This is a genomic window from Xenorhabdus lircayensis (assembly GCF_016306625.1).
GTDB lineage: Bacteria > Pseudomonadota > Gammaproteobacteria > Enterobacterales > Enterobacteriaceae > Xenorhabdus > Xenorhabdus lircayensis.
Genome location: NZ_JACOII010000021.1, coordinates 21451 through 45496, shown reverse-complemented (window position 1 = coordinate 45496; position 24046 = coordinate 21451). Strand labels below are relative to the sequence as shown.

General features: G+C 42.8%; 20 protein-coding genes. 10 read left to right on the top strand and 10 right to left on the bottom strand.

What is annotated here, in order from left to right; translation table 11 throughout:
- Nucleotides 1-6: 6 nt before the first annotated feature.
- The 6 genes from arnD to H8A87_RS03735 all read left to right on the top strand — a co-directional run bounded on the left by arnD (nucleotide 7) and on the right by H8A87_RS03735 (nucleotide 5030).
- Nucleotides 7-900: a 4-deoxy-4-formamido-L-arabinose-phosphoundecaprenol deformylase gene (arnD, locus tag H8A87_RS03760; protein WP_198688657.1), complete on the top strand. Its 894-nt coding sequence runs from the start codon at nucleotides 7-9 to the stop codon at nucleotides 898-900.
- Between the two features lie 7 nt (nucleotides 901-907).
- A complete protein-coding gene (arnT, locus tag H8A87_RS03755; RefSeq protein WP_198688656.1) occupies nucleotides 908-2569 on the top strand; it encodes a lipid IV(A) 4-amino-4-deoxy-L-arabinosyltransferase in 1662 nt (553 codons plus the stop codon).
- Nucleotides 2566-2913: a 4-amino-4-deoxy-L-arabinose-phosphoundecaprenol flippase subunit ArnE gene (gene arnE, locus H8A87_RS03750; RefSeq protein WP_198688655.1), complete on the top strand. Its 348-nt coding sequence runs from the start codon at nucleotides 2566-2568 to the stop codon at nucleotides 2911-2913. Before arnT ends, arnE begins: the two co-directional genes overlap by 4 nt.
- Nucleotides 2913-3308, top strand: coding sequence for a 4-amino-4-deoxy-L-arabinose-phosphoundecaprenol flippase subunit ArnF (arnF, locus tag H8A87_RS03745; RefSeq protein WP_198688654.1), 396 nt, complete (start codon nucleotides 2913-2915; stop codon nucleotides 3306-3308). The genes arnE and arnF overlap by 1 nt, the downstream gene beginning before the upstream one ends.
- 144 nt (nucleotides 3309-3452) lie before the next feature.
- Nucleotides 3453-3938, top strand: a complete 486-nt coding sequence (locus H8A87_RS03740; protein ID WP_198688653.1) for a C40 family peptidase — start codon at nucleotides 3453-3455, stop codon at nucleotides 3936-3938.
- Nucleotides 3939-4013: 75 nt separating this feature from the next.
- A complete protein-coding gene (locus H8A87_RS03735) occupies nucleotides 4014-5030 on the top strand; it encodes a lipoate--protein ligase A (protein WP_198688652.1) in 1017 nt (338 codons plus the stop codon).
- A 15-nt stretch (nucleotides 5031-5045) separates the two neighbouring features.
- On the opposite strand, the gene H8A87_RS03730 is transcribed toward H8A87_RS03735, so the two are convergent.
- The 8 genes from H8A87_RS03730 to ppsR all read right to left on the bottom strand — a co-directional run bounded on the left by H8A87_RS03730 (nucleotide 5046) and on the right by ppsR (nucleotide 14351).
- Entirely contained in the window at nucleotides 5046-5411 is a 366-nt protein-coding gene (locus tag H8A87_RS03730) for a helix-turn-helix domain-containing protein (RefSeq protein WP_198688651.1), read from the bottom strand.
- Nucleotides 5412-6007: 596 nt separating this feature from the next.
- Nucleotides 6008-6802: a heme ABC transporter ATP-binding protein gene (locus tag H8A87_RS03725; RefSeq protein WP_198688650.1), complete on the bottom strand. Its 795-nt coding sequence runs from the start codon at nucleotides 6800-6802 to the stop codon at nucleotides 6008-6010.
- Nucleotides 6802-7803, bottom strand: coding sequence for a FecCD family ABC transporter permease (locus tag H8A87_RS03720; RefSeq protein ID WP_198688649.1), 1002 nt, complete (start codon nucleotides 7801-7803; stop codon nucleotides 6802-6804). Before H8A87_RS03720 ends, H8A87_RS03725 begins: the two co-directional genes overlap by 1 nt.
- On the bottom strand, nucleotides 7800-8618 hold the full coding sequence (locus tag H8A87_RS03715) for a heme/hemin ABC transporter substrate-binding protein (protein ID WP_198688648.1): 819 nt from the start codon (nucleotides 8616-8618) through the stop codon (nucleotides 7800-7802). The genes H8A87_RS03720 and H8A87_RS03715 overlap by 4 nt, the downstream gene beginning before the upstream one ends.
- Complete coding sequence (locus tag H8A87_RS03710; protein WP_198688647.1) at nucleotides 8615-9688, bottom strand: hemin-degrading factor; 1074 nt, start codon at nucleotides 9686-9688, stop codon at nucleotides 8615-8617. The genes H8A87_RS03715 and H8A87_RS03710 overlap by 4 nt, the downstream gene beginning before the upstream one ends.
- A gap of 74 nt (nucleotides 9689-9762) precedes the next feature.
- A complete protein-coding gene (locus H8A87_RS03705; RefSeq protein WP_198688646.1) occupies nucleotides 9763-11814 on the bottom strand; it encodes a TonB-dependent hemoglobin/transferrin/lactoferrin family receptor in 2052 nt (683 codons plus the stop codon).
- 474 nt (nucleotides 11815-12288) lie between these two features.
- Nucleotides 12289-13335, bottom strand: coding sequence for a 3-deoxy-7-phosphoheptulonate synthase (locus H8A87_RS03700; RefSeq protein ID WP_198688645.1), 1047 nt, complete (start codon nucleotides 13333-13335; stop codon nucleotides 12289-12291).
- Nucleotides 13336-13487: 152 nt separating this feature from the next.
- Complete coding sequence (gene ppsR / locus H8A87_RS03695; RefSeq protein WP_198688753.1) at nucleotides 13488-14351, bottom strand: posphoenolpyruvate synthetase regulatory kinase/phosphorylase PpsR; 864 nt, start codon at nucleotides 14349-14351, stop codon at nucleotides 13488-13490.
- A gap of 252 nt (nucleotides 14352-14603) precedes the next feature.
- Between ppsR and ppsA the strand changes: the two genes are divergently transcribed.
- On the top strand, nucleotides 14604-16982 hold the full coding sequence (gene ppsA / locus H8A87_RS03690) for a phosphoenolpyruvate synthase (RefSeq protein ID WP_198688644.1): 2379 nt from the start codon (nucleotides 14604-14606) through the stop codon (nucleotides 16980-16982).
- 472 nt (nucleotides 16983-17454) lie between these two features.
- Here ppsA and ydiK read toward each other — a convergent pair whose 3' ends face one another.
- On the bottom strand, nucleotides 17455-18564 hold the full coding sequence (gene ydiK / locus H8A87_RS03685; protein ID WP_198688643.1) for an AI-2E family transporter YdiK: 1110 nt from the start codon (nucleotides 18562-18564) through the stop codon (nucleotides 17455-17457).
- A gap of 207 nt (nucleotides 18565-18771) precedes the next feature.
- Here ydiK and ydiJ point away from each other — a divergent pair, with 207 nt between their 5' ends.
- From ydiJ to H8A87_RS03670, 3 genes are all read left to right on the top strand, one after another.
- Nucleotides 18772-21843: a D-2-hydroxyglutarate dehydrogenase YdiJ gene (gene ydiJ, locus H8A87_RS03680; protein WP_198688642.1), complete on the top strand. Its 3072-nt coding sequence runs from the start codon at nucleotides 18772-18774 to the stop codon at nucleotides 21841-21843.
- Nucleotides 21840-22253 carry a hotdog fold thioesterase gene (locus tag H8A87_RS03675; protein WP_198688641.1) on the top strand — a complete coding sequence of 138 codons (414 nt, stop codon included), beginning with the start codon at nucleotides 21840-21842 and terminating at the stop codon, nucleotides 22251-22253. Before ydiJ ends, H8A87_RS03675 begins: the two co-directional genes overlap by 4 nt.
- A 157-nt stretch (nucleotides 22254-22410) precedes the next feature.
- Nucleotides 22411-23475 carry a L,D-transpeptidase family protein gene (locus H8A87_RS03670; protein ID WP_198688640.1) on the top strand — a complete coding sequence of 355 codons (1065 nt, stop codon included), beginning with the start codon at nucleotides 22411-22413 and terminating at the stop codon, nucleotides 23473-23475.
- Between the two features lie 77 nt (nucleotides 23476-23552).
- Here H8A87_RS03670 and H8A87_RS03665 read toward each other — a convergent pair whose 3' ends face one another.
- Nucleotides 23553-23789, bottom strand: coding sequence for a major outer membrane lipoprotein (locus tag H8A87_RS03665; protein WP_047964342.1), 237 nt, complete (start codon nucleotides 23787-23789; stop codon nucleotides 23553-23555).
- Nucleotides 23790-24046: the final 257 nt, after the last annotated feature.

Genomic DNA, 24046 nt, shown 5'->3' with positions numbered 1-24046 from the left:
AAAGTGATGAAGAAAGTTGGTTTGAGAATTGATGTGGATACTTATCGAGGTACAAGGGAAGGTGTACCGAAGTTGCTTGAGATTTTGCAAAAGCACCGTATTCAAGCCAGCTTTTTTTTCAGTGTTGGGCCAGACAACATGGGGCGTCATTTATGGCGCCTGTTGCGGCCTAAGTTTCTCTGGAAAATGCTGAGGTCAAATGCAGCTTCCCTTTATGGTCTGGATATCTTACTGGCTGGTACAGCTTGGCCAGGGAAAAAGATAGCAAAAGATCTGGGTTATTTGATGAAGCAAACAATGGATGCAGGTCATGAAGTTGGCTTGCATGCATGGGATCATCAAGGCTGGCAAGCAAAAGTAGGGCGCTGGTCGGAGGCCGAATTAGCGGGACAAGTGCGATTAGGCGTTGATGCGTTGGAAAAGGCGACTGGGAAGACCGTTACATGCTCAGCCGTTGCAGGTTGGCGAGCAGATGAACGTGTATTGACGGTTAAACAGTGTTTTGATTTTGATTACAACAGTGATTGCCGTGGAATATACCCATTCAGGCCTCTCTTGCCTAATGGACATGTGGGGACCGTACAAATTCCTGTCACATTACCTACCTATGATGAAGTTGTTGGTACACGGGTCAGTGATGCAGACTTCAATCATTTTATCCTTGAAGCCATCAAAAATGATTGTGGTGTTCCTGTTTATACCATCCATACCGAAGTTGAAGGTATGTCGAAGTCTTCGCAATTTGAAACATTACTGAATATGCTTCATCAGCAAGATATCCAGTTTTGTAAATTAAGTCATTTATTACCTGAAAATAGAGAAACGCTTCCTGTTGGGAAAATTGTTCGTTCGGATTTTCCCGGTCGTGAAGGCTGGTTAGGTTGCCAACAAGAGGTATAACACAGATATGTTGAATACTCGGACGAGTAAAGCAGGGGCCGTTCTAATGGCTCTTTTTTTTATTCTTACTTACCTATTGCCACTGGATAGCCGTCTGTTATGGCAGCCAGATGAAACTCGGTATGCTGAAATTAGTCGAGAAATGCTGCAACGTGGGAATTGGATTGTACCTCACTTCTTGGATATCCGCTATTTTGAAAAACCAGTTGCTGGGTATTGGATTAACAATATTAGCCAGTGGATTTTTGGTGACAATAACTTTGCTGTTCGTTTTGGATCTGTATTCAGCATATTAATTAGTGCGTTTCTTCTTTATCGGCTGGCAATGATGATGTGGCAATGTCGTCAGACGGCTTTTGTTTCCAGCCTGATTTACATCTCCATGTTTATTGTTTTTTCCATTGGCACTTATAGCGTCCTTGATCCCATGTTTTCTTTATGGATTACCGCGGGGATTGTGAGCTGCTATTGGGCTCTCAAAGCTGCCACTACCCGAGAACGGGTTCTGGCATGGTCTGTGTTGGGGCTGACTTGTGGCATGGCATTTATGACAAAGGGATTTCTGGCATTGGCGTTGCCTGTAGTTGCGATGATACCCATCACGATATATCAGAAGCGTTTTCTGGAAATGGTTCGTTTTGGTCCTCTTGCCGTGATTTCCGCTATTTTGATTAGCCTACCGTGGGTGATTGCGGTTGCTTTGCGTGAACCGAATTACTGGCATTATTTCTTTTGGATAGAACATATACAGCGTTTTGCTTCTGAGAAAGCTCAACATATTGCACCCATTTGGTATTACTTACCGATACTGATTTTAGGTGTAATCCCGTGGTTGGGATTACTACCCGGTGCCTTGATTAAAAGCTGGAAAGAGAAAAAAAAACACCCAGAGATGTTTTTCCTCTTTTGTTGGTTTGTTGTTCCATTGGTATTTTTCAGTATTGCAAAAGGAAAATTGCCAACTTACGTTTTACCGTTTATCGGCCCTTTGGCACTGATGATGGCAAAATACGGGGTTGACTGTGTCAAAAATGGCAATATGAATCCATTGAAAATGAATGGCCTGGTGAATGTCTTCTTTGGGCTGATTGCGATTTTGTTTCTTTTTGCCATGGAAACGCTGACCAGCCAGCCACTTTATCAGCCTAACGAGTGGCTGAAATGGATTATGGGAATTATTGCTTTTGGCGCTTGGGGAGTTATTGGTTATCTGTGCTTCACTCGAGATGGAAAATATTGGTTATGGGCTGCTGCTTGTTCAATTGTGCTCAGTTTATCGATAGGTAGTGCATTGCCTATAAAGACGATTAATTCCAAACTTCCCCAGTTTTTCATTAGACAAAATGAGAAAGAGTTGGCTGATAGCAAATATATCCTGTCTCAGTCTGTAGGGGTGGGAGCTGCGATTGCATGGGAATTAAAACGCAGCGATATTTACATGTTTGATCGCCCGGGTGAATTAGAATATGGGCTTGAGTATCCTGATAGCCAATATCGGTATGTGGAACAAGAAGAATTCCCTACGTGGCTAGCTAAAGCACGTAAAGAAGGTCAGGTGGCAGTTGTTTTCCTATTATCTTCAAAAGGTGATCTTCCTGAATTGCCTGAGCCGGATCTTGTGCGCCGTGGTCATCGTTTTGTCCTTGTGATTTATAAGAAACAGCTATGAGTGGCAACATAGCATTATTGGTTTTGGTTAGTTTACTGACCTGCGCGGGACAATTATGCCAGAAGCAGGCTGTTGTCTGTTGGCAGAAAAAAGATACCCCCCATAAGGGGGTATCTATGACGATATGGCTGTCTAGTGCTATTCTTCTGTTGGGGATGGGAATGATATTCTGGCTGAGATTATTGCAATTTTTGCCGCTGAGTATCGCATACCCTATGCTTAGTATGAATTTTGTAGTAGTGACTTTGATTGGGCAATTCCTGTATCAGGAAAAAGTGGGGCTAAAACACTGGGTCGGCGTTTTTGCAATTATGTTGGGAATTTTATTGATGGGCCTGAGTTAATGAAAGGTTATCTTTGGGGAATGGTGAATGTCTTACTGGTCACTGTAGCTCAGTTGTTATTGAAATGGGGAGTTGCCCGTCTGCCAGAACTTTCGTTGTCGGCGCATTGGCTGGATATCGACTGGCTTTGGGCAAACCATAACCCTTTATTGATGGTTATGGCTGGTTTGGCGGGATATGCATTGTCCATGTTATGTTGGTTCTTTACCTTGAAATATCTGCCATTGAACAAAGCGTATCCTATTATTAGCTTGAGCTATGTTTTTGTTTATTTAATGGCAACTTTATTGCCTTGGTTCAACGAAGCTATCTCATTATTGAAAACTGTGGGGGTTATTTTTATCTTGTTGGGAGTTTGGCTAATTAGCCGACCAGAAACAAAACAATCTCATTGATTACCATTTACAACATAATAGCCAGCGCGAGTATTCTATGAAAGAGAACCTTATGAGAGGACAACTTATAAGAGAGAAACTTGTTTTTTTATCTCCTGCCAGATAAAGTTTGTTCGTTTCAATTTGATGACTGGGGGAAAGTGGATGTTAATAAGAGTAGGGCATTTATGCTTATTATTGAGTTTTTTCCTCATTGGTTGTACCAATCCAGTCTCCAAATCTAATTTTCCTCCGTTAAGGACAGCCCTTTCTGATCCGATAATGGTTATCGCTCAGTTAAAAGATCAACTTAATCAATGGCATAAAACTCCCTATCGCTATGGTGGTATGGATAGACATGGTGTTGACTGTTCAGGCTTTGTTTACCGCACGTTTTATGACCGTTTCAATATCCGGCTTCCACGTACAACAAATGATCAAACCAAATTAGGCATACGGATTAACAAAGATGATCTGATGCCAGGGGATTTGGTCTTTTTCAAGACAGGCAGTGGTGAAAGTGGCCTGCATGTAGGTATTTATGATACTAACAATGAATTTATTCACGCATCCACCAGTAAAGGCGTAATACGTTCCTCCCTTGACAATGTGTATTGGCGCCGTGTCTTCTGGCAAGCTCGTAGGATGTGATTTTATCTCCATCCCATTATTCCGGTAGTGCTTTATGATACCTTAAGGCTCTGTTTTTCTTTGCCGGAGTCAAAAATGTCCATATTACGTCTGTTGCTATCAGATTCTCACGATCCTTGGTTTAATCTTGCTGTTGAAGAGAGTATTTTTCGACAGATGCCACCAAATCAGCGCGTTCTGTTTTTATGGCGCAATGCTAATACTGTTGTCGTTGGGCGCGCGCAGAATCCGTGGAAAGAGTGTAACACTCGCCGAATGGAACAGGATGGAATAAAACTAGCTCGGCGTAGCAGTGGTGGGGGCGCGGTTTTTCATGATTTAGGTAATACGTGCTTTACTTTTATGGCGGGTAAACCTGAATATAATAAAACCGTTTCTACGCAAATCATCCTGAAGGGGCTGAAAAAATCAGGTATTCATGCGACGGCTTCCGGTCGCAATGACTTAGTTTTATTTTCTCCTGAGGGAGAGCGTAAGATCTCTGGCTCTGCATATAAAGAAACTAAAGATCGTGGGTTTCATCACGGAACTTTGTTGATTAACGCAGATTTGAATCGTCTTGCCGACTATCTTAATCCTGACCCTAAAAAATTACAGGCGAAAGGTATCACCTCGGTTCGTTCCAGAGTAACGAACTTAGCTGAATTATTGCCTAGTATCACGCATGAAAGAGTTTGTAAGGGCATTATCGACGCATTTTTTGAATATTTCGGTGAGACAGTTAAGGCGGAAATTATTTCACCACAGGTTGTGCCTGATTTACCTGGTTTTAGTGATATTTTGGCTAAACAGAGTAGTTGGGAGTGGAATTTTGGTCAGGCTCCTGCATTTAGTCATACACTAGATACACGATTCCGTTGGGGAGGAGTTGAACTGCATGTTGATATTGAACATGGCGTGATAAGTCGTTGCCAGATATTTACCGATAGTCTGGAACCTGTCCCGTTCAAGTTATTGGCTGAAAAGCTGATCGGAGTACTGTACCAGCCAGAGGCGGTTGGGCAAGTGATTCAGCAAGTTAGTCAACAATATTTCTCTCTAGATACAGAGTTACAGCAATTGTATCACTGGCTTGTCAATGAATTAAAGTGATTGGGAAATTTGACCTTATTCCTCGCAATATAAGAAGATCTTGAATTCAGGCAGGTACCCATTCTCCCTGAATTTAGCGGGTGTAGTATTAAAATGCTTTTTAAATATCCGGGTAAATGTAGCCTGAGAACTAAAACCATATTGCAGAGCAATATCAAGAATTGGCAAATTATCTTCACGCAAAGACTTGGCTGCTTCATGGAGGCGACGTCGGCGCACATATTGACCCAGTGTACAGCCTTTTAATTCCTTAAAAATTCGTTGTAAATGCCATTTTGAATAGCCACTTTTATGGGCAATCGCATCTATTTTGATACCTTCTGTCCGTTGAAGTTGGCTATCTAACCATCTTACAATATCGTTGATGACATTTTCTAACATGTTTACCTCCCACATGTGTGGGTCTTTTGCTAAAAAGATACCGACATATAAATACTTAATTATGTTATTGCGTGAGCCATTTTAAGAATTTCTTTTTTATCGTATACGCAAAATGTGCGGTTTCAGGTTAATAGCCGTTATACGTTGCTTATTTTTTCTCTTATGAAATAAGCTATCGTGCCAGATGTTCATCTATCTTGGGGTGCTAGTAATATTATAGCCGCGTTATTAATTATAAATGAGGCTGTCATGCAATCGGATTTTGTATATTTAACCAGAAAGCGGTTTTTTTTATTTTATATGCATTGGTGATGGCTGGGGTCACAGGTTTACTGTTTTTGAATGTGAATTATTTGCACAATGGGATACGGGAAGATTCACTGACTGAAGTTTTTCAGGAACTCTGTTTGCTGATGATTGTTGAAACTAATTCCGAATAATTCAGTATAGATTAAGACTGGGCAGTTTAGGCAAAAATTGAGGCAAATTTTGCTGTGATACGCAAAATTTGCCTTTTTTATCTTATCTACTCAGTAGATTTCAAGTTGTAGCCAACAAAGCAGAAGTTTGAAACGTGAAGGGGATATAAGTGCCTTTCATTGCCTGAGATAGATCTGTGGCTGATGGGTTTCAGGATGTTGAGTAACGCCTAAATCTGCTTGATACCACTGTTTGAGAATATCGTCCCGCAGTACATCTTGTGGAGTGCCGGATGCGACTAATTTTCCTTTGTGCAACAGGATAATTTTGTCGGCATAGAGTGCTGCTAGATTTAAATCATGCAGTACACAGCAGACAGCAACAGGATGTTGGCGTGTCAAGCGGTGAACCAGCCGTAATGTATGCTGCTGATGATAAAGATCCAGCGCTGAGGTCGGTTCGTCTAAAAACAGACAAGATTCGGTAGGCTCTGGATGCCAAAGTTGGGCCAAAACTCTTGCCAGTTGAACCCGTTGCTGTTCCCCTCCAGATAGTTGCTGATAATTTCTTTTTCTCAGCTCTTCGCACTCTGTCAATGCAATAGCTTCATCAATAGCGATTTTCTTATAGGCATTTTCATGGGGGACACGTCCCATTGCAATGACATCTTCCACACTAAAAGGGAAAGAAAGGGAACTATATTGCCGCATTACTGCGCGAATGCGAGCCAATTGCTGAGTTGGCCAGCGGGAAATAGGTACGCCTTTTAACAAGCATTCTCCTGAATTGGGGGGAATGTAGCCAGTTAATAGTCGTAGCAGTGTCGATTTTCCTGCTCCATTTGGGCCAATAATCGCAACAACTTCCCCCTGATGAATGGAAAGTGAAATATCTCTGATTATCTGACGCTGGCCGATGAAATAATTTAAATTTTTAGCTTCAAGTAAATTATCTGACATGATCGGCTTCATTATAAACGGCCTCCTGATGGCTTAAGAATTAGCCATAAAAAATAGGGGGCACCGATCAAACCGGTGATAAGTCCTACTGGCATTTCTGCAGGAGAAACTAATGTCCTAGCTAGGGTATCGGCTGTTAGCAAAAGGCATGCTCCGCCCAAGGCTGATATCGGCAGCAGCCAAGTATGGTCGCCACCAAACCGTAGTCTGGCAAGGTGTGGGATAACTAAGCCAATAAAACCAATGACGCCCGTCAAAGCAACTGCACATCCAATCAATAAAGCACTCAGTAGCAATAATTGGTATTTAGTACGTTGGACATTAATGCCCAAATAGTGTGCTTCCTCATCTCCCAATTGCAACAAATTGAGTTTCCGTGATTGGCTGAATACCAGTATACAAACAGGGATAATGAGTGATGCAGCAATAACCAGCGTTGGCCATTCAATTTGGCTCAGCGAACCCATCATCCAAATGGAAAACTGACGCAATTGCTGATCATTACTGATATAACTCAATACACCAATAAATGCCATGCACAGTGCATTAATGGCGATCCCTGCGAGTAGTAGTTTTGACAGGTTACCGTGGCTATATTTGTTAAGCGAAAAGATCAGGGATGAAACCAATAAACTGCCGACAAAGGCTGCGATAATGTGGCCGTATAACGCAATGCTGGCAGACAAAGTGAAAGGTAGAACAATCACCATTGCTACCGTAAGTGCTGCCCCACTACTGATCCCTAACAATCCGGGATCAGCCAGAGGATTGCGGAATAACCCCTGCATCACGGCACCAGATACAGCCAGTGCACATCCAACGAGAATCGCCAATAGAATACGTGGCAACCGAATATTTAACCAAATTTGCCACTGTGGGTCATCCAAAGAGGATTCCCACAGAGTTTTAAAGGAAAGTGGCAATGCCCCCATATTGGCTGAGCTAATTGCTAGAAAGAACAACAATAATCCCAGTATTATTAAGCCGAAACTGGGGAATTGAGAACGACTCATTGCACTTTCTCCGCTGCCTCACGGACTTGTTTCATAACGGCGGGAGTTTGTAGGCCAAATCCAAGCAGACCCATTTCATCAACAACAACGACCTGCTTTTTCTTGCCTACTGGTGTGAAATTCAATCCAGGAAGCAGCCAAATTTTATCCATACCACCCAAAGTCTTTAGACCTTCTGTACTGACTAGAAGCAAATCTGGTTTGCTGGCGATAACACCTTCTTGAGATAAAGGACGGTATCCGTGGAAACCTTGCATTGCATTCTTTGCACCAATGGCACGGATAATTTGATCTGCGGCTGTTTTCTGACCTGCTGCCATTGGCATGAGGCCGCCGTGGCTCATGACAAAGAGCACTTTAGTCGAAATATCTGACGTAGCGATGCCTGATAGTTGTTGCTGATATTGGGCAACCAATTCTTCACCACGTTTTTCCTGACTGACCGCTTTGGCGACGGTCATGATCTTTTTAGGAACGGCTTCTAACGAGGTTTCGCTGGTCACTTTAATGACTTTTACACCAGAATCTTCGACTTGCTTGAGTGCCAGAGAAGGTTGAGCCGATTCACTTGCGATCACCAGTGATGGGCGCATGGATAAAATCCCTTCTGGATTCAGCATCCTCATATACCCTACATCGGGCAGAGAGAGTAGTGCTTTGGGATTTTGGCTGGTACTGTCCCTTGCGACAACATGCTGTCCTTCGCCAAGTGCAAAAACAATTTCAGACACATCGCCACCAACGGTAACAATGCGTTCAGCAGAGAACGCATTGAAAGAGATGGTAAGCATAAATGTTAGAAGCCACTTTTTCATGCTACACAAGTTTCCTGTTCTGGTTGCAGTTTAGGCAGAGCGGCAATTTGTTCACGCCATTGAGTCTGCTCAGGGGTACCTTCGGTACGCTGGCCGTACAATTGTGCGATTTGATTTCCATTGGCATCAAACAACTCAAGGCTGGTGACAAAACCATCTTCTGTTGGTTTGCGGGTGACCCAGCTTTCTGCGATGGCACTTTCAATCAGGTGCAGAGTGAAATTGTGATTGAAAATGTTAAGCCATTTCTGAGCGGAATTCTCTTCCTGATATGGCATCAAACGCTCCAGTTTGCCAGTGAAAATCTGAATGCAACCACGGTTTCCGACAAAGACCATGATTTCATTCTGATCTTGATAGGCAGTTTCAACAAGTTGAGTTACTGCTGAATTGTTTACGCGATATGCCAAATCATCTTTCACGGCATTGAAAATTTGCTGACGGTTCAGATTATGGCGTTTCATCATGATGAAGAATTGATGAACATCAGTCATGGCACGCCATTCTTCATCTAACTGCACTTGCAGTTGTTCAGTGATTTCTGCATGTTCAGGTACTTCTTCCGGCTGAATTGCCAGCGCTGGGTTTTCACTGGTCTGATATTTTTCGATCAGAGCTTCCCATGCCGCCATATCAGTATTGTTGGTGGCATAGACTTTATGCAACGCATCGCCTTGGCGATCAAAGAATTGAATGCTGTGACGCACACCATTTTTAGCTGGTTCAACCAAAAAGAAAACGCTGGCCCAGTGATCGAAGAACAGACGTAGATCGAGCTCACGTGGGTTAAGGATCAAACCAACATGTGGGCTGAATTTGGTATTTTCGTAACGACCAACATGCTCGTGAACGGCGAAATCATTACGGGTTATCGCTTTGGTTTCTCCAACAGTCGTCAGTTCCTGAAGTAGGGTAGGAGCATCAACGTTCAAACGTTTTGCATCGATACCGACACGGCTATGCAATAACTCTCCTTCACTGACATTGAGGTAAGCGGCCAGATCACGTGCGTATTTAGCTTTGTTATCTGCTTTGGCTTGTTGGTAACGTTCATAAAGTGACTGATTCACAGTGGCTAGCTCCTTAAAAAACGGGGTTTAAAAATAAATTTAGTTTTAAAATTAATAGATTAGTCTGTTGCTATTTACCACTGGTAGCTGACAAACAGTTTGGCATCACGGCCGCTCTGTGGTGCGCCCAGCGATGAGTAATATGCTTTATCAAAGGCGTTGCCCAGTACGACGGAGGTGGTTAGCCCTTTTAATGTGCTATCGCCGTGATAGCTGACGTAGAAATCATTGACGCCATAACCTGCGTATTGGGCGATCTTCTGACCCCGTTCGTTTTTATCGCCATTTACGCCCCTGAGATGGGTATGTTGAGTAAATTTACCGATCCATCCAATGGAAAAACCTGTTGTGGACAATGGAATATCCAATTTGCTAGTCAGGGTATCAGGGCTAAGAGCGTCTATAGATTTCCCGGTTTCTTCGTTTTTACCCGTTGTACGGTTGTAAGCGAGATCCCAAGAGAACCAGTCAGAGTCATATGTCATGGAAACATCCCAGCCCCAAATTTTGGCCTTTGGAATATTCAATGATGTCGTAAATTTCATATCAGGCGTTACGGTGGAAGATATGTAATCTTTTGCCTTAGTATCAAAATAGCTGGCCTTAAATTTTAGACCATCATTGCTGGTAAATAGCTCATCGAAACGCAGCCCGAAGCCATATTCTTGTGTTTCATTGCTTTCAGGGCGCAAATTGGGATTGGGTTTCCAATAATTGGTGAACCCTGGACGTCCTTTCATTGGATACATATAAAAATGTTTCGAATCGTTATACATTTCGCCCATGGTTGGAGCACGGAATGCCTGAGAATAGGAGGCAAATAGCATCGACCAATTCGTTGGCGTAATGCTAATGGCACCTTTTGACGACCATTTGTCAGCACTGATATCGTCATATTTGCTATTTGAGGCTTTGTAATTATCGTAACGTGTACCGGCGATAAACGAAACAGGCAAATCACGTAGAGTCATTTCGTCTTGAATCCAACCAGATGCAAAACGAATATCAGCATTGGGAAAACCTTCTACAGTATTGTTACTTGGTTTTTGCTTCTGCTTATAGGTTTCACCACCATAGGTAAATTGATGTGCTGCAAAAGTATGGGTTCCCAGATGAGAGCGGTTTTCAAGTTTTACACCGTAAGTTTCTTGTTTGCGGCCTTCAAAACCTTTGTCTTTACTTTTGTTATTAATATTTATATCGGAATAATAGATATCCGCTCTGGCATTTAACCAGTTGTATTCTGAAGGATTTAATTGATACGTCAGTTGAGCATCACGTTGTACGGTAGTGCGATCTATCCGTTGCTTCTCATTGTCATTGGGGGATTGTGGATTCTTAGGCTCATGTGCCTCATTGCGGTAATAGCGTAAGTCACCACTTAACGTTTGGCTGCTATCTATTTTCCAAGAGCCTTTTGCCAACATATTACCAATGGTTTCGTCGTTATGGCCTTTTACACCGTTCCCGTAGCGGATATTGCCTGCATCGCGGGTACTAAATGCAAATAAGCCATCAAGTTGTTCTGTTTTACCGAATGCGGCTCCACCAAATCCCAGACTGTGGTCACCGCTTCCTGCACGGCTAAAAACGCGGAAACCGGTATTTTTATCTTCTTCTAATAAATCAGCAGCATCCACTGTTTGATAGGCAATAACGCCTCCCAGAGCACCACTGCCATATAATAGAGCAGATGGACCCCGAACTATTTCAACTTGTTTAATTAACGTTGGATCGAGGAATACTCCATTAAGATGCCCGGTATCTGTTCCTTGGCGAATACCATCAACGAGGGTCAAAACACCTTTTTGGGAATAGCCTCGCATACTGATGTCCTGCCCATTGGCACGGCCAGAGCCAGTGATATCAATTCCCGGAATGTTGCGCAGCAAATCATTCGCATTGCCAGCAACTTTACTGCTGGCTGAATTGCCTTCAATGACCGTAACCATCATAGGTGCCTCAAAACTGTCACGCACATTGCCAGTGGCATACACAGTCAGAGTCTCTTTGGATGATTTATCTTTTTCGGAATGTACTGTCGTTGCATTCGCAGAAGATAAACTCGCGAAGATGACTACACTTAATGTAGACAATTTTAGGCTTGGCGGTTTAATTAGAGTCATGCAGGTTAATCTCTATGTTTAAATAGTATTTTTATGGACACAAATAGCTGGCCACCTTGCCGATATTCAGCAGGTGAGTTTGCTAGGATTTTTGTTTTGTCAGAATAAATTTGCTGGATTTGGTCGAATGTAACGGAAAAATCCGTTTTGATAGCAAACTTTCATAACATACGATTCCCTCAATAGTTGCTGACTACCAATACAATTGCTTTCTACCGCATTGCTGGGGAGCTCAGGAAGAATCTGCTGTTGTAGAAAGTTAGTGTGGTAACGTTGATAATACGCTAATTTTTCCATAACCAAGTTTGAACAATAATTATTCTAGTATTGAGAATAATTATCGTTTCAATAAGAGCTAACTTCAAGCTATTTTTTTTATACCTGAGATTATGTATTAATTATTTGATTTTAATTGGTTTATTTTTATTGGTTACTGGCCCCAACAGTAGATCGGAGCCAGAATAAAGAAAGGATTCAGGAACGATTTTCAACGGCTTCGTCAAGGATACTGATAAATTCTTCCGTATCCTGCCAGCCAAGGCATGGGTCAGTAATAGATTGCCCGTAAGTCAAAGATTCTCCCGTAATCACTTTTTGTGTACCTTCGACTAAAAAACTTTCAGCCATGATACCAGCAATGGCTGTTGAGCCGGATTGAATTTGTTCACCAATATTTTTTGCAATATCTAACTGACGGCGATGAATTTTTTGGCAATTAGCGTGGCTGCAATCTACAATCAAGCGTTCGGGTAAGTGTAATTCGCGTAATTTATGGCAGGTTGTTGCAATATCTTCAGCGCTGTAATTCGGTTTTTTCCCGCCACGCATAATAATATGTCCATAGGGATTCCCATTGGTTTGGTAAATGGTCATCTGACCGTTTTTATCCGGAGACAGGAATGTATGTTTGGCGCGTGCAGCCCGTATTGCATCAATGGCGATAAGCGTATTGCCATCCGTCCCATTTTTAAAACCAACTGGACATGATAGAGCCGAGGCCATTTCTCGGTGAATTTGGCTTTCCGTGGTTCTGGCACCAATGGCTCCCCAGCTAATTAAATCAGCAATGTATTGGCCAGTGACCATATCCAGAAACTCTGTGGCGGTAGGGACACCCAGTTCATTGATATCAATTAATAGGTTACGGGCAAGCGAGATCCCCTTATTGACCTGACAGGAACCATCTAACATGGGATCTGAAATCAGACCTTTCCAGCCAATGACTGTTCTCGGCTTCTCAAAATAGGTTCGCATCACAATTTCTAGGTTGTGCTGGTATTTTTCGCGTAGTTTACGTAGGCGAGAGGCATAATCAAGGGTTGCATCAGTATCATGAATAGAGCAGGGGCCAATAATGACCAGTAAACGTTGATCGTCGCCTGTCAGGATGGACTCAATACGCTTTCGTGACGATGTCACATTTTGCAGGGTCTTTTCCGAAATAGGATATTGCTCGGCAAGCGCTTTAGGTGTTATCAGGCTATCAATGCGGTGGGTTCTTAATTCATCTGTTTTGTACATATACTTTCTCGAATTCTACTTCACATTGAGACAGTGTCTGGAATGACTGAAATCACAATAACTCAATCTCCAGCAAATTTAACAGACAATACTGCTATTTGCGCGAGAAAGTGTCGTGAACAAATATTGTGAAACATGCTGGTATTACGGAGTCAGAACATGCGGCGTTTCAATCCCATACTGTCAATAATTTTGGCCGAAATTTCTTCGACAGAATAATTTGTGGTATTTAAATAATTAATCTTATTTTTGCGGAATAGTGCTTCCACTTCAGCAAGTTCAATCCGACATTGCCGTAATGAAGCATAACGGCTATTTTCACGCCGTTCTTCCCGAATGGCAGCAAGCCTTTCTGGACTGATAGTCAGGCCGAATAATTTATGCTGAAAGGATTTTAAGGCGGCGGGTAATCGTAGGTTATCCATATCATCTGCGGTGAAAGGATAGTTTGCGGCCTGGATGCCAAATTGCATCGCAAGGTAGAGGCTGGTAGGTGTTTTTCCGCAACGGGATACTCCGAGAATAATGACTTGAGCTTGATCAAGATTGCGTAATGAAACACCATCATCATGAGCGAGAGCATAATCAATGGCAGCAATTCGAGCATCATATTGACTCAGATTCTTTTTGGATAAGCCATGGGTTCGATGTAATTCTGGTTTTGGCTCTAAACCGATTTCTTGTTGTAATGGTGCGACCAGTGTTTGGACGATATCCTGACAGAATCCGTCACTTTGGGTAATAATATTTTTGACCTCATCTGAAATAATGGAATAAAAGACCAATGGTCTAATTTGCATTTTCTGATATATCGCGTTTATTTGATCTTTGACTTCTTCTGCTCGAGCTTTGCTAGTCACGAAAGGGAGGGTATAGGAGGTAATAGCAATAGGAAATTGAGACAACACAGCATGGCCCAATACTTCTGCTGTGATTGCTGTCCCATCGGAAATAAAAAATACGCTGCGTTCCAGTCTTTCATTTTCCGATGTTTGGGAAGTGTGAATTTCTATCATCGTTTCTTTCTTTATATTGTTAGATTGCTTGTCGTTATCGGATTGGTCGAGTTGTCTGGCTGAATCGTTTTTATCAAGCACCATCAGCATAACTCGTTTCCTCCGATTATACTTGTAAAAAAATAATATTGTTGGGTTGATCGATTCACCTTTCTATATATAACAAGACAATGTGCTAGGCTATTTCTTGCTGTGAAGAGCAGCTTTAATTTTTCCGATTTGTATCTCCGAATGTAAAAAGGATAGTTTCTAATGTCCAATAGTGGCCTCACCCCAAGCAATGTGCTCTGGTATAACCAATTAGGTATGAATGACGTTAATCGGGTCGGTGGTAAAAACGCCTCTCTTGGCGAGATGATTACCAATCTGGCTGAACTTGGCGTGTCTGTTCCTCATGGTTTTGCAACGACTGCACAGGCATTTAATGATTTTCTGGAACAAAGTGGTGTGAACCAGCGTATTTATCAATTGCTGGATGAAACCAATGTTGATGATGTCAATCAATTGGTCAAGGCTGGCGCACAGATTCGTCAGTGGGTGATTGATACGCCATTTACGGCCCAACTCGAAAAAGATATCCGTGATGCCTATCTACAATTGTCTGAAGGTGAACCTGATGCCTCTTTCGCTGTTCGCTCTTCCGCAACAGCCGAAGATATGCCGGATGCCTCTTTTGCTGGACAGCAGGAAACTTTCTTGAATGTGCAAGGCATTGATGCTGTGTTGGTTGCCATCAAACATGTCTTTGCGTCACTTTTTAATGATCGCGCTATTTCTTATCGTGTCCATCAGGGATATGACCACCGTGGTGTTGCACTTTCTGCGGGCGTACAGCGTATGGTTCGCTCTGATTTGGCATCATCTGGCGTGATGTTCACGATTGATACTGAATCAGGTTTTGATCAGGTTGTGTTCATTACATCAGCCTATGGCCTGGGTGAGATGGTCGTACAGGGGGCGGTGAACCCTGATGAGTTTTATGTCCATAAACCCACTTTGAAAAATAATCGTCCTGCAATAGTGCGCCGTAATCTCGGCTCTAAAAAAATACGTATGGTTTACGCAGATAGTAAAGAGCACGGAAAGCAGGTGCGCACGGAAGAGGTATCAGACGAGCTGCGCAATCGTTTCTCTTTGACTGATCATGAAGTGGAAGAGCTGGCAAGACAGGCCTTATTGATTGAAAAACACTATGGTCGTCCTATGGATATCGAATGGGCGAAGGATGGACACAATGGCAAGTTATATATTGTACAAGCCCGTCCTGAAACCGTTCGTTCAAATCAGCAGGTGATGGAACGCTATCAACTCAATGAACTGGGTAGTGTGCTGGTGGAGGGGCGAGCGATTGGGCATCGTATCGGTGTAGGGACGGTCAAGATTATCCATAACATTGGTGAGATGGATCGTATTCAAGCGGGTGATGTGCTGGTAACTGACATGACGGATCCGGATTGGGAGCCGATCATGAAAAAAGCGGCGGCGATTGTCACCAATCGTGGTGGACGTACTTGCCATGCTGCCATTATTGCCCGTGAGTTGGGTATCCCAGCCGTCGTTGGTTGTGGAGATGCCACTGAACGTCTGAAAGAGGGCCAACAGGTAACAGTTTCTTGTTCCGAGGGTGATACCGGTTACGTTTATCAGAATAAATTGGATTTCAGCGTTCAGAGTTCCCAAATTGATGAATTGCCGGAATTGAATGTGAAGATCATGATGAATGTAGGCAATCCTGATCGCGCATTTGACTTCGCTCGTTTGCCAAATGAGGGGGTTGGTCTGGCTCGTCTGGAATTTATCATTAACCGAATGATTGGTGTGCATCCTCGTGCTCTACTTGAATTTTCACAACAATCACCTGAATTACAAGAACAGATTAATTCATTGATGGTTGGTTATGATAATCCTGTTGAGTTTTATGTTGGGCGATTAACTGAAGGAATTGCAACGTTAGCGGCAGCATTCTGGCCGAAACGTGTGATTGTTCGCTTGTCAGATTTCAAATCCAATGAATATGCGAACTTAGTCGGTGGGGATATGTACGAGCCGCACGAAGAAAACCCGATGTTGGGTTTCCGCGGTGCAGGTCGCTACGTTTCTGACAGCTTCCGCCAGTGCTTTGCTTTGGAATGTGAGGCGGTCAAGCGAGTGCGTAATGTCATGGGGTTAACCAACGTTGAAGTGATGATTCCATTTGTGCGTACAGTCGCCCAGGCGGAAGCCGTGGCGGCAGAACTGGCATCTCAAGGCTTGAGGCGTGGTGAAAATGGGCTGAAAGTCATCATGATGTGTGAGATCCCATCAAATGCGTTATTGGCTGACCAATTCCTTGAACATTTTGACGGTTTTTCAATTGGCTCCAATGATATGACGCAGTTAGCGCTGGGATTGGATCGCGATTCTGGTGTGGTGTCTGAATTATTTGACGAACGCAATGATGCTGTGAAGCAATTGCTTTCCATGGCAATTCAATCAGCCAAACGTCAAGGTAAATATGTCGGTATCTGTGGTCAAGGCCCTTCGGATCATGAAGATTTTGCCGCGTGGTTAATGAAAGAGGGTATTGACAGTTTATCGTTGAATCCTGATACGGTAGTGAAAACTTGGATTTCTTTGGCTGAAAATAACTAGCTGAATATAATTCAGAACTGCATTAAAAAGCCTGTTAGAATATCCGCAGGCTTTTATATTTTATGTAACATGATCTTTCCTAACATGGATGATTAATTACGGAGAGAAAAAGTGAAAAAAATCCAAAAAAAAAGCCTATCATGGGCTGACAGGCAAAGACTACACACAGCAATATATATTACTTCATTGAGCCCAGCCTATGGCGTTTATAGGCTGGGGTAGCAATTAACTGGGAAACATTTGTTTCGATGAAGAGAATACTAATTTAATAAATGAGTTTATTCATTAAGAATCCTCTTAATAAATAGATCTTGGAAAAAGAAACTTTAGAAAAATAACTTTTCTGCAACAATTTTCTCAGTAAATTTTATTTCTTTTGAAAAATAAATTTATTTCTCCGATAAAATTGGGATGATATATTCACTAATTTGATAGTTGCGCGAAAAAATAATATTCTCGCGCGGTTATTTGATTATTTTACGTTCTTCTTCCCAAAATATTTTTCTGTTTCTGCTATCTTGCTTTCGGGTTCAGGGACTTCATCCATCCATGCCAACAGTAAGCTGTAAGAAACTGCCAGTACAACAGGGCCAATAAATAATCCGATTACACCCAGTGAAAGTATGCCGCCGATTACGCCAGTAAGAATTAAAACCATAGGCAAATCAGCCCCAAGACGAATAAGAAAAGGACGAAGAACGCCATCCATTGTGGTCAGGATTATGCTCCAAATGACTAAAATGGTTCCCCATGTTGTTTCTCCTGTCCAATAAAGCCATGCGATAGATGGAATGAGGACGAGCAAAGGTCCAAGCTGGGCAACACAGCATACAAACATCAGTACTGTTAATAACATTGGGTAGGGAATACCTGCGATTGCCAGCCCAATTCCACCAGCAGTGGCCTGTACCAATGCAGTGACAACCACGCCAAGGGCCACAGCACGGATGGATTGAGCCGCCAGCAGTACTACCGCATCACCACGTTTGTCTGCCAGCCGGATGGCAAAATGCCGGATACTCAGCATGACTTGTTCACCTTTCCAATAAAGTAATACACTGAACATCACCATAAGTGCCAGATGGAAAAGGAAGCGGCCTGCATTAGCAGCTTGGGTAAAAAACCATGTTGCGGCATTACCGATATAAGGAGGGATTTTGTTGAGAAGAATGTTACTGCCATCAGCAATCAAATCCTGCCATTTAAGATATAAATCATCACCAACGACGGGTATCCGGCTGAGCCACTCCAATTGTGGCAGTTCAAGAGCGGAGGGAGATTTTGCCCATGCAATCAGCGGGGCACTATTTTCCACTAAGCTACTGACAAGTAACGCGATAGGGATAACAAATAATAAGACTAGTAGTAATGTCATAATGGAAACAGCGATCCAACGCTTTCCCCATAATCGTTGTTGTAATTTTTCCAATAGTGGCCAAGTTGCGATAACCACCATTCCTGACCAAATGAATCCCAAAACAAAGGGGCTTAAGACCCAGAAGCTGGTTGTAATGAGCAATAAAATAAAAAATAGTACAAATAACAGCTTGGGCAAATCTTGACATGATTGCGATTTTTCCATGAAATCATTTCTCGTGGTAATTGAAAATACTGTTGGCAGTAACAATAGTAATTAAATATAACGTTATTTCACAGGTTACTCAAAATCGATAAATATTGTGATATGGTTAAAAGCCTACCTGCTCAGAAAACTGTCTGAGTTACGTTATCCAAGATAGTATATAAATAAAGCAATGTGGATACTTATTAGAAAAGGGGCAACAAGCCAATGATCCCACGTATATCACAAGCCCCTCATGTCAGTGAATTGACACAGGATTATTTGACTGCACTGAAAGACGCCGGCTTTACCGGAGACACTGCCAGTAGTTATGCCGATAGGCTGACTATGGCAACAGATAATAGTATTTATCAACTGTTGCCACAAGCTCTTGTGTTCCCGCGCTCCAGTGCTGATGTTGTACTGCTGACAAGGATAGCAGGTGAGGATCGTTTTCAAACCCTGACATTTACCCCACGTGGAGGTGGAACTGGCACTAATGGGCAATCACTTAACAATGGTATTGTGGTGGATATGTCCCGTTACATGAATCGTATTTTGGAAATAAATCCAGAACAGGGATGGGTTAAAGTCGAAGCCGGTGTTATCAAAGATCAACTTAATCAATATTTAAAACCTTTTGGTTACTTTTTCTCTCCTGAACTCTCGACCAGTAATCGCGCTACGTTGGGCGGCATGATCAATACAGATGCTTCCGGCCAAGGATCGCTGGTTTATGGCAAAACTTCAGATCATGTACTTGGTGTGCGCGCTGTTTTATTGGGAGGGGAAATGTTTGACACCCGATCTATCAGCACGACATTGGCGGAATCGATTGCTCAGGAAGAAACTACCATTGGGCGTGTCTATAAAACGGTTCTGGAACGTTGCCGTGAACAACGGAAGTTAATCATTGAGAAGTTTCCTAAACTCAATCGATTCTTGACCGGATACGATTTGCGTCATGTGTTCAGCGACGATATGCAGACATTTGACCTCACCCGCATTTTGACTGGTTCTGAAGGTACACTGGCCTTTATTACAGAGGCTATTCTGGATATTACGCCGCTGCCAAAAGTCAGGCGGTTGGTCAATGTTAAATATGATTCCTTTGATTCCGCCTTACGCAATGCTCCTTTTATGGTAGAAGCCAAGGCGCTTTCAGTTGAAACGGTAGATTCTAAGGTACTCAATCTAGCGCGTGAAGATATCATCTGGCATTCAGTGAAAGAATTGATTGCTGATGTGCCTGATAAGGATATGCAAGGGCTGAATATTGTCGAATTCAGTGGCAATGATGAACAGCAAATCGAGCAACAATTTCACGATCTTTGCTTGCGCCTTGATGGGTTGATGACAAAAAATCAGGCGGGCATCATTGGTTATCAAACTTGTCATGATTTGATGGATATTGAGCGCATTTATGCCATGCGGAAAAAATCTGTTGGATTGCTAGGCAACAGCAAAGGGGCAGCTAAACCCATTCCGTTTGTTGAAGATACTTGCGTTCCTCCCCAACATCTTGCCGATTATATTGTCGAATTTCGTCAGCTTTTAGATAACCACAAATTGAGTTACGGCATGTTCGGGCATGTAGATGCTGGTGTTTTACATGTGCGCCCTGCGTTGGATATGTGTGACCCTCAACAGGAAATCTTGATGAAGCAGATTTCCGATGAAATTGTTCGTTTAACGGCCAAATACGGCGGTTTGTTATGGGGTGAGCATGGTAAAGGATTTCGTGCGGAATATAGCTCCGATTTTTTTGGCGAAACCTTGTATGACGAACTGCGTCGGATAAAAGCGGCATTTGATCCACTTAATCGACTAAATCCGGGGAAAATCTGTCCACCCATTGGAATTGATGCCCCAATGATGAGAGTTGATGCAGCCAAGCGCGGAACTTATGACCGTACTATTCCTGTTAATGTGAGAACCGCATTTCGCGGGGCGATGGAATGTAATGGTAATGGCCTGTGCTTCAATTTTGACGTCAAAAGCCCAATGTGTCCTTCGATGAAAATCAGCCAGCATCGCATACATTCTCCTAAAGGCAGAGCTACCCTTGTTAGGGAATGGCTACGACTTTTGACAGATCAGGGGGTTGAACCTAATTTATTGGAGCAAGGGCTAGATCAGGCGCACCCCAGTTTGCGGGGATTGATTAAAAAAACCCGCCATAGTTGGCAGGCATGGCGAGGCGAATATGATTTTTCACATGAAGTGAAAGAGGCGATGTCAGGTTGTTTAGCCTGTAAAGCTTGTTCGACACAATGCCCGATTAAGATTGATGTACCGTCGTTCCGTGCGCGTTTTCTGGCACTTTATCATGGCCGTTACCTACGTCCATTGCGTGATCATATTGTTGCCAATGTTGAACACAGTACGCCATTGATGGCAAAAGCTCCTCGGATATTTAATTTTTTCCTGAAACAACCATGGGTACAAAAAATCAGCCAGCAGACTATTGGCATGGTCGATTTGCCTTTGCTTTCCTATCCGACATTGCAACAGCAGCTTGCAGGTCATTATGCCGCAAGGACGACGCTGGAACAGTTGGAAAATTTATCACCCTCTCAGCGTGATCAGCATGTGCTGATTGTTCAAGACCCTTTTACGAGTTACCACGATGCGAAAGTGGTCACTGATTTTGTGCAGTTAGCGGAAAAATTAGGGTATAAACCCGTGTTACTACCATTCTCACCCAATGGAAAAGCGCAGCATGTTAAAGGATTCCTGAGTCGATTTGCCAAGACGGCGGGGAAAACTGCCGATTTTCTTAATCGAGTGGCACGCTTGAATATCCCTATGGTGGGAGTCGATCCTGCTTTAGTGCTGTGTTATCGGGATGAATACAAAGACATTCTCGGTGAGCGTAGGGGGGATTTTAAAGTTCAATTGGTGCATGAATGGTTAATCAATATTCTGCCGAAAAAAATGCCACAAGAGAAACGTGATGGCTCAATATTCCGCCATGACTGGTGTTTACTGGGACACTGTACAGAAGTAACGGCACTACCTAATAGCAGTAAACAGTGGGCCGATATTTTCCTTCATTTTGGTCATCAATTGAATCATGTCAGTGTAGGATGTTGTGGCATGGCGGGCACATATGGCCATGAAAAGAAAAATTTGAAGAACTCGATTGGTATTTACAAACTTTCATGGGCTCCGGCACTGAAAAAACTATCCCTGGAACATTGTCTGAGTACAGGGTATTCATGTCGCAGTCAGGTGAAACGCATAGAAGGAAAGCTACTTAAACATCCATTACAAGCCTTATTGGAGATAATGCCGTGATTTGGAAACGTAATATAGATGTGAATATGATTAATCAATTGAATGATGAGTGCATGGTAGGACATGTAGGAATCGAAATTACCCAGCTTGGCGATGATTTTATTGAAGGAATAATGCCTGTTGATCAACGAACTAAACAGCCATTTGGTATTCTGCATGGCGGGGCATCTGTGGTATTGGCCGAAACGCTCGGTTCGTTTGCAGGGTATCTCTGTTCGGAAGGTGAACAGAAAGTGGTGGGGGTCGAAATCAATGCCAACCATCTTAAGCCTGTTCGTGAAGGTATGGTTAAAGGGATTTGCAAAGCAATCCATCTTGGCCGTTCACATCAAGTTTGGCAGATTGATATCTATAATGACCAACAACAACTGTGTTGTACATCTCGCCTGACAACGGCTGTTTTATCTTAGTATTATCCCATTAGTCGTTTTATTGCGTTTTTGTTCCTGCCAGTATTTGGCTGGCGGGAACGACCTGACACTGTTTGCAGCGAAAGGGATAGAATAGTCTCACAAAATAGTCTATTAATTAACCACTGACATTCAAGTATCATTTCAGGAAGCATGTATGAAGCGATTTTTAACTTTTATCGGCATGTCCTTGATTAGCGTGTTATCGTTAATTGGATTGGCTAATATCGCCCATGCTATCGAATATCCATTGCCACCTGCTAATAGTCGCTTGATTGGTGAAAATTCTACTTATGTTGTGTCCGATGATGGACTTCCGTTGGAATCCATTGCTGCCAAATACCAAATAGGTTTACTGGCGATGTTGGAAGCGAACCCTGGAGTCGATCCGTATTTACCGGAAGCTGGCACTGAGCTAATTATTCCATCACAGATGCTGCTTCCGGATACTCCTCGCCAGGGTATTATCATCAATCTGGCTGAACTTAGACTCTATTATTTTCCCAATAAGACAAATCATGTCATCGTGTATCCTATTGGGATAGGTCAACTTGGACGTAATACGCCAATCATGACAACATCAGTCAGCCAGTTGATCAAAAACCCAACATGGACACCGACCACCAATATCCGCAAGGATTATGCAAGCCGGGGGATTATTTTGCCTGCTGTGGTGCCCGCAGGCCCGGATAATCCAATGGGGGACTTTGCCTTACGTTTGGGGGCTGGGCGTGGCGAATATCTGATCCATGGCACAAATGCGAATTTTGGTATTGGTATGCGTGTTAGTTCGGGATGTATTCGCTTACGACCCGATGATATTGAAGATTTATTCCGTTCAGTTCCGCGGGGAACGCGAGTCCAGATTATTAATGAACCGATGAAATATGCCGTGGAACCAGACGGTAAGCGTTATGTGGAAGTTCATCAGCCACTCTCGACAAAAGAGACAGATGATCCACAAATGACGCCAATCCTACGTTCTGAAGGCTTAGTGAAATTCATTGATAATCATGAAACAGACGAAGTTCTTGTTGATCAGGCTATTATCCGCCGAGCAGGACTGCCCGTGCTGGTGAATACAGGACAGGTTCCAAACAGTCAAAAGGAGCTGGAAATTTCAAGGCCGTTTGAGAAGCGTGAGGAAGTCACCTCCGAAATAAAACCGGCTAAAGTACCTCGATTGCATCAACCAGGGCCAATTTATCAACCTAAAACTTAAATCCTTAATGATACGGGACGGGAGGAAGTAGAGAAATGGCGTACGGTGGTACGCCATTTTTGTTATTTGTTACAAGCTTATTTCTTGTATGAACGAACTTGGTTATTAAGGCGTTGATTCGCACGAGCAGCTTCATCTTTGGCTGATTGTACATCAGAACGAATAGAACTGAGGTCATTGCTCAACTGGTCAACTTTAGAACCGAGAGTTTGAACCTGAGAGGCGAGTTGCTCAACTTTAGTCGCGCTTGAACAACCCGCTAACAGGGTAGAAGCCAGAATTACTGCACCAAGTACAACTTTAGTACGATTCATCACGATACCCTCTAGATTAAGTTAATCTCCAAGTAGCCATCTAAGTATTACACAAACTATTTTAGAAAGAGAATAAATTTTTGCTACGAAAAAAATTCGCACCGTTCTTTATCTCAAAATAAGCCAATAATTTTTGGATATCGACAATAGAATGGTAGTCGAATGGTTGATTTAACCAGAATCATCCCAATTTTGGCGTGATGTGCATTCCATTTTTATAGTTCAGAATAATAAACGAGAGCACAAATCGTCTATTT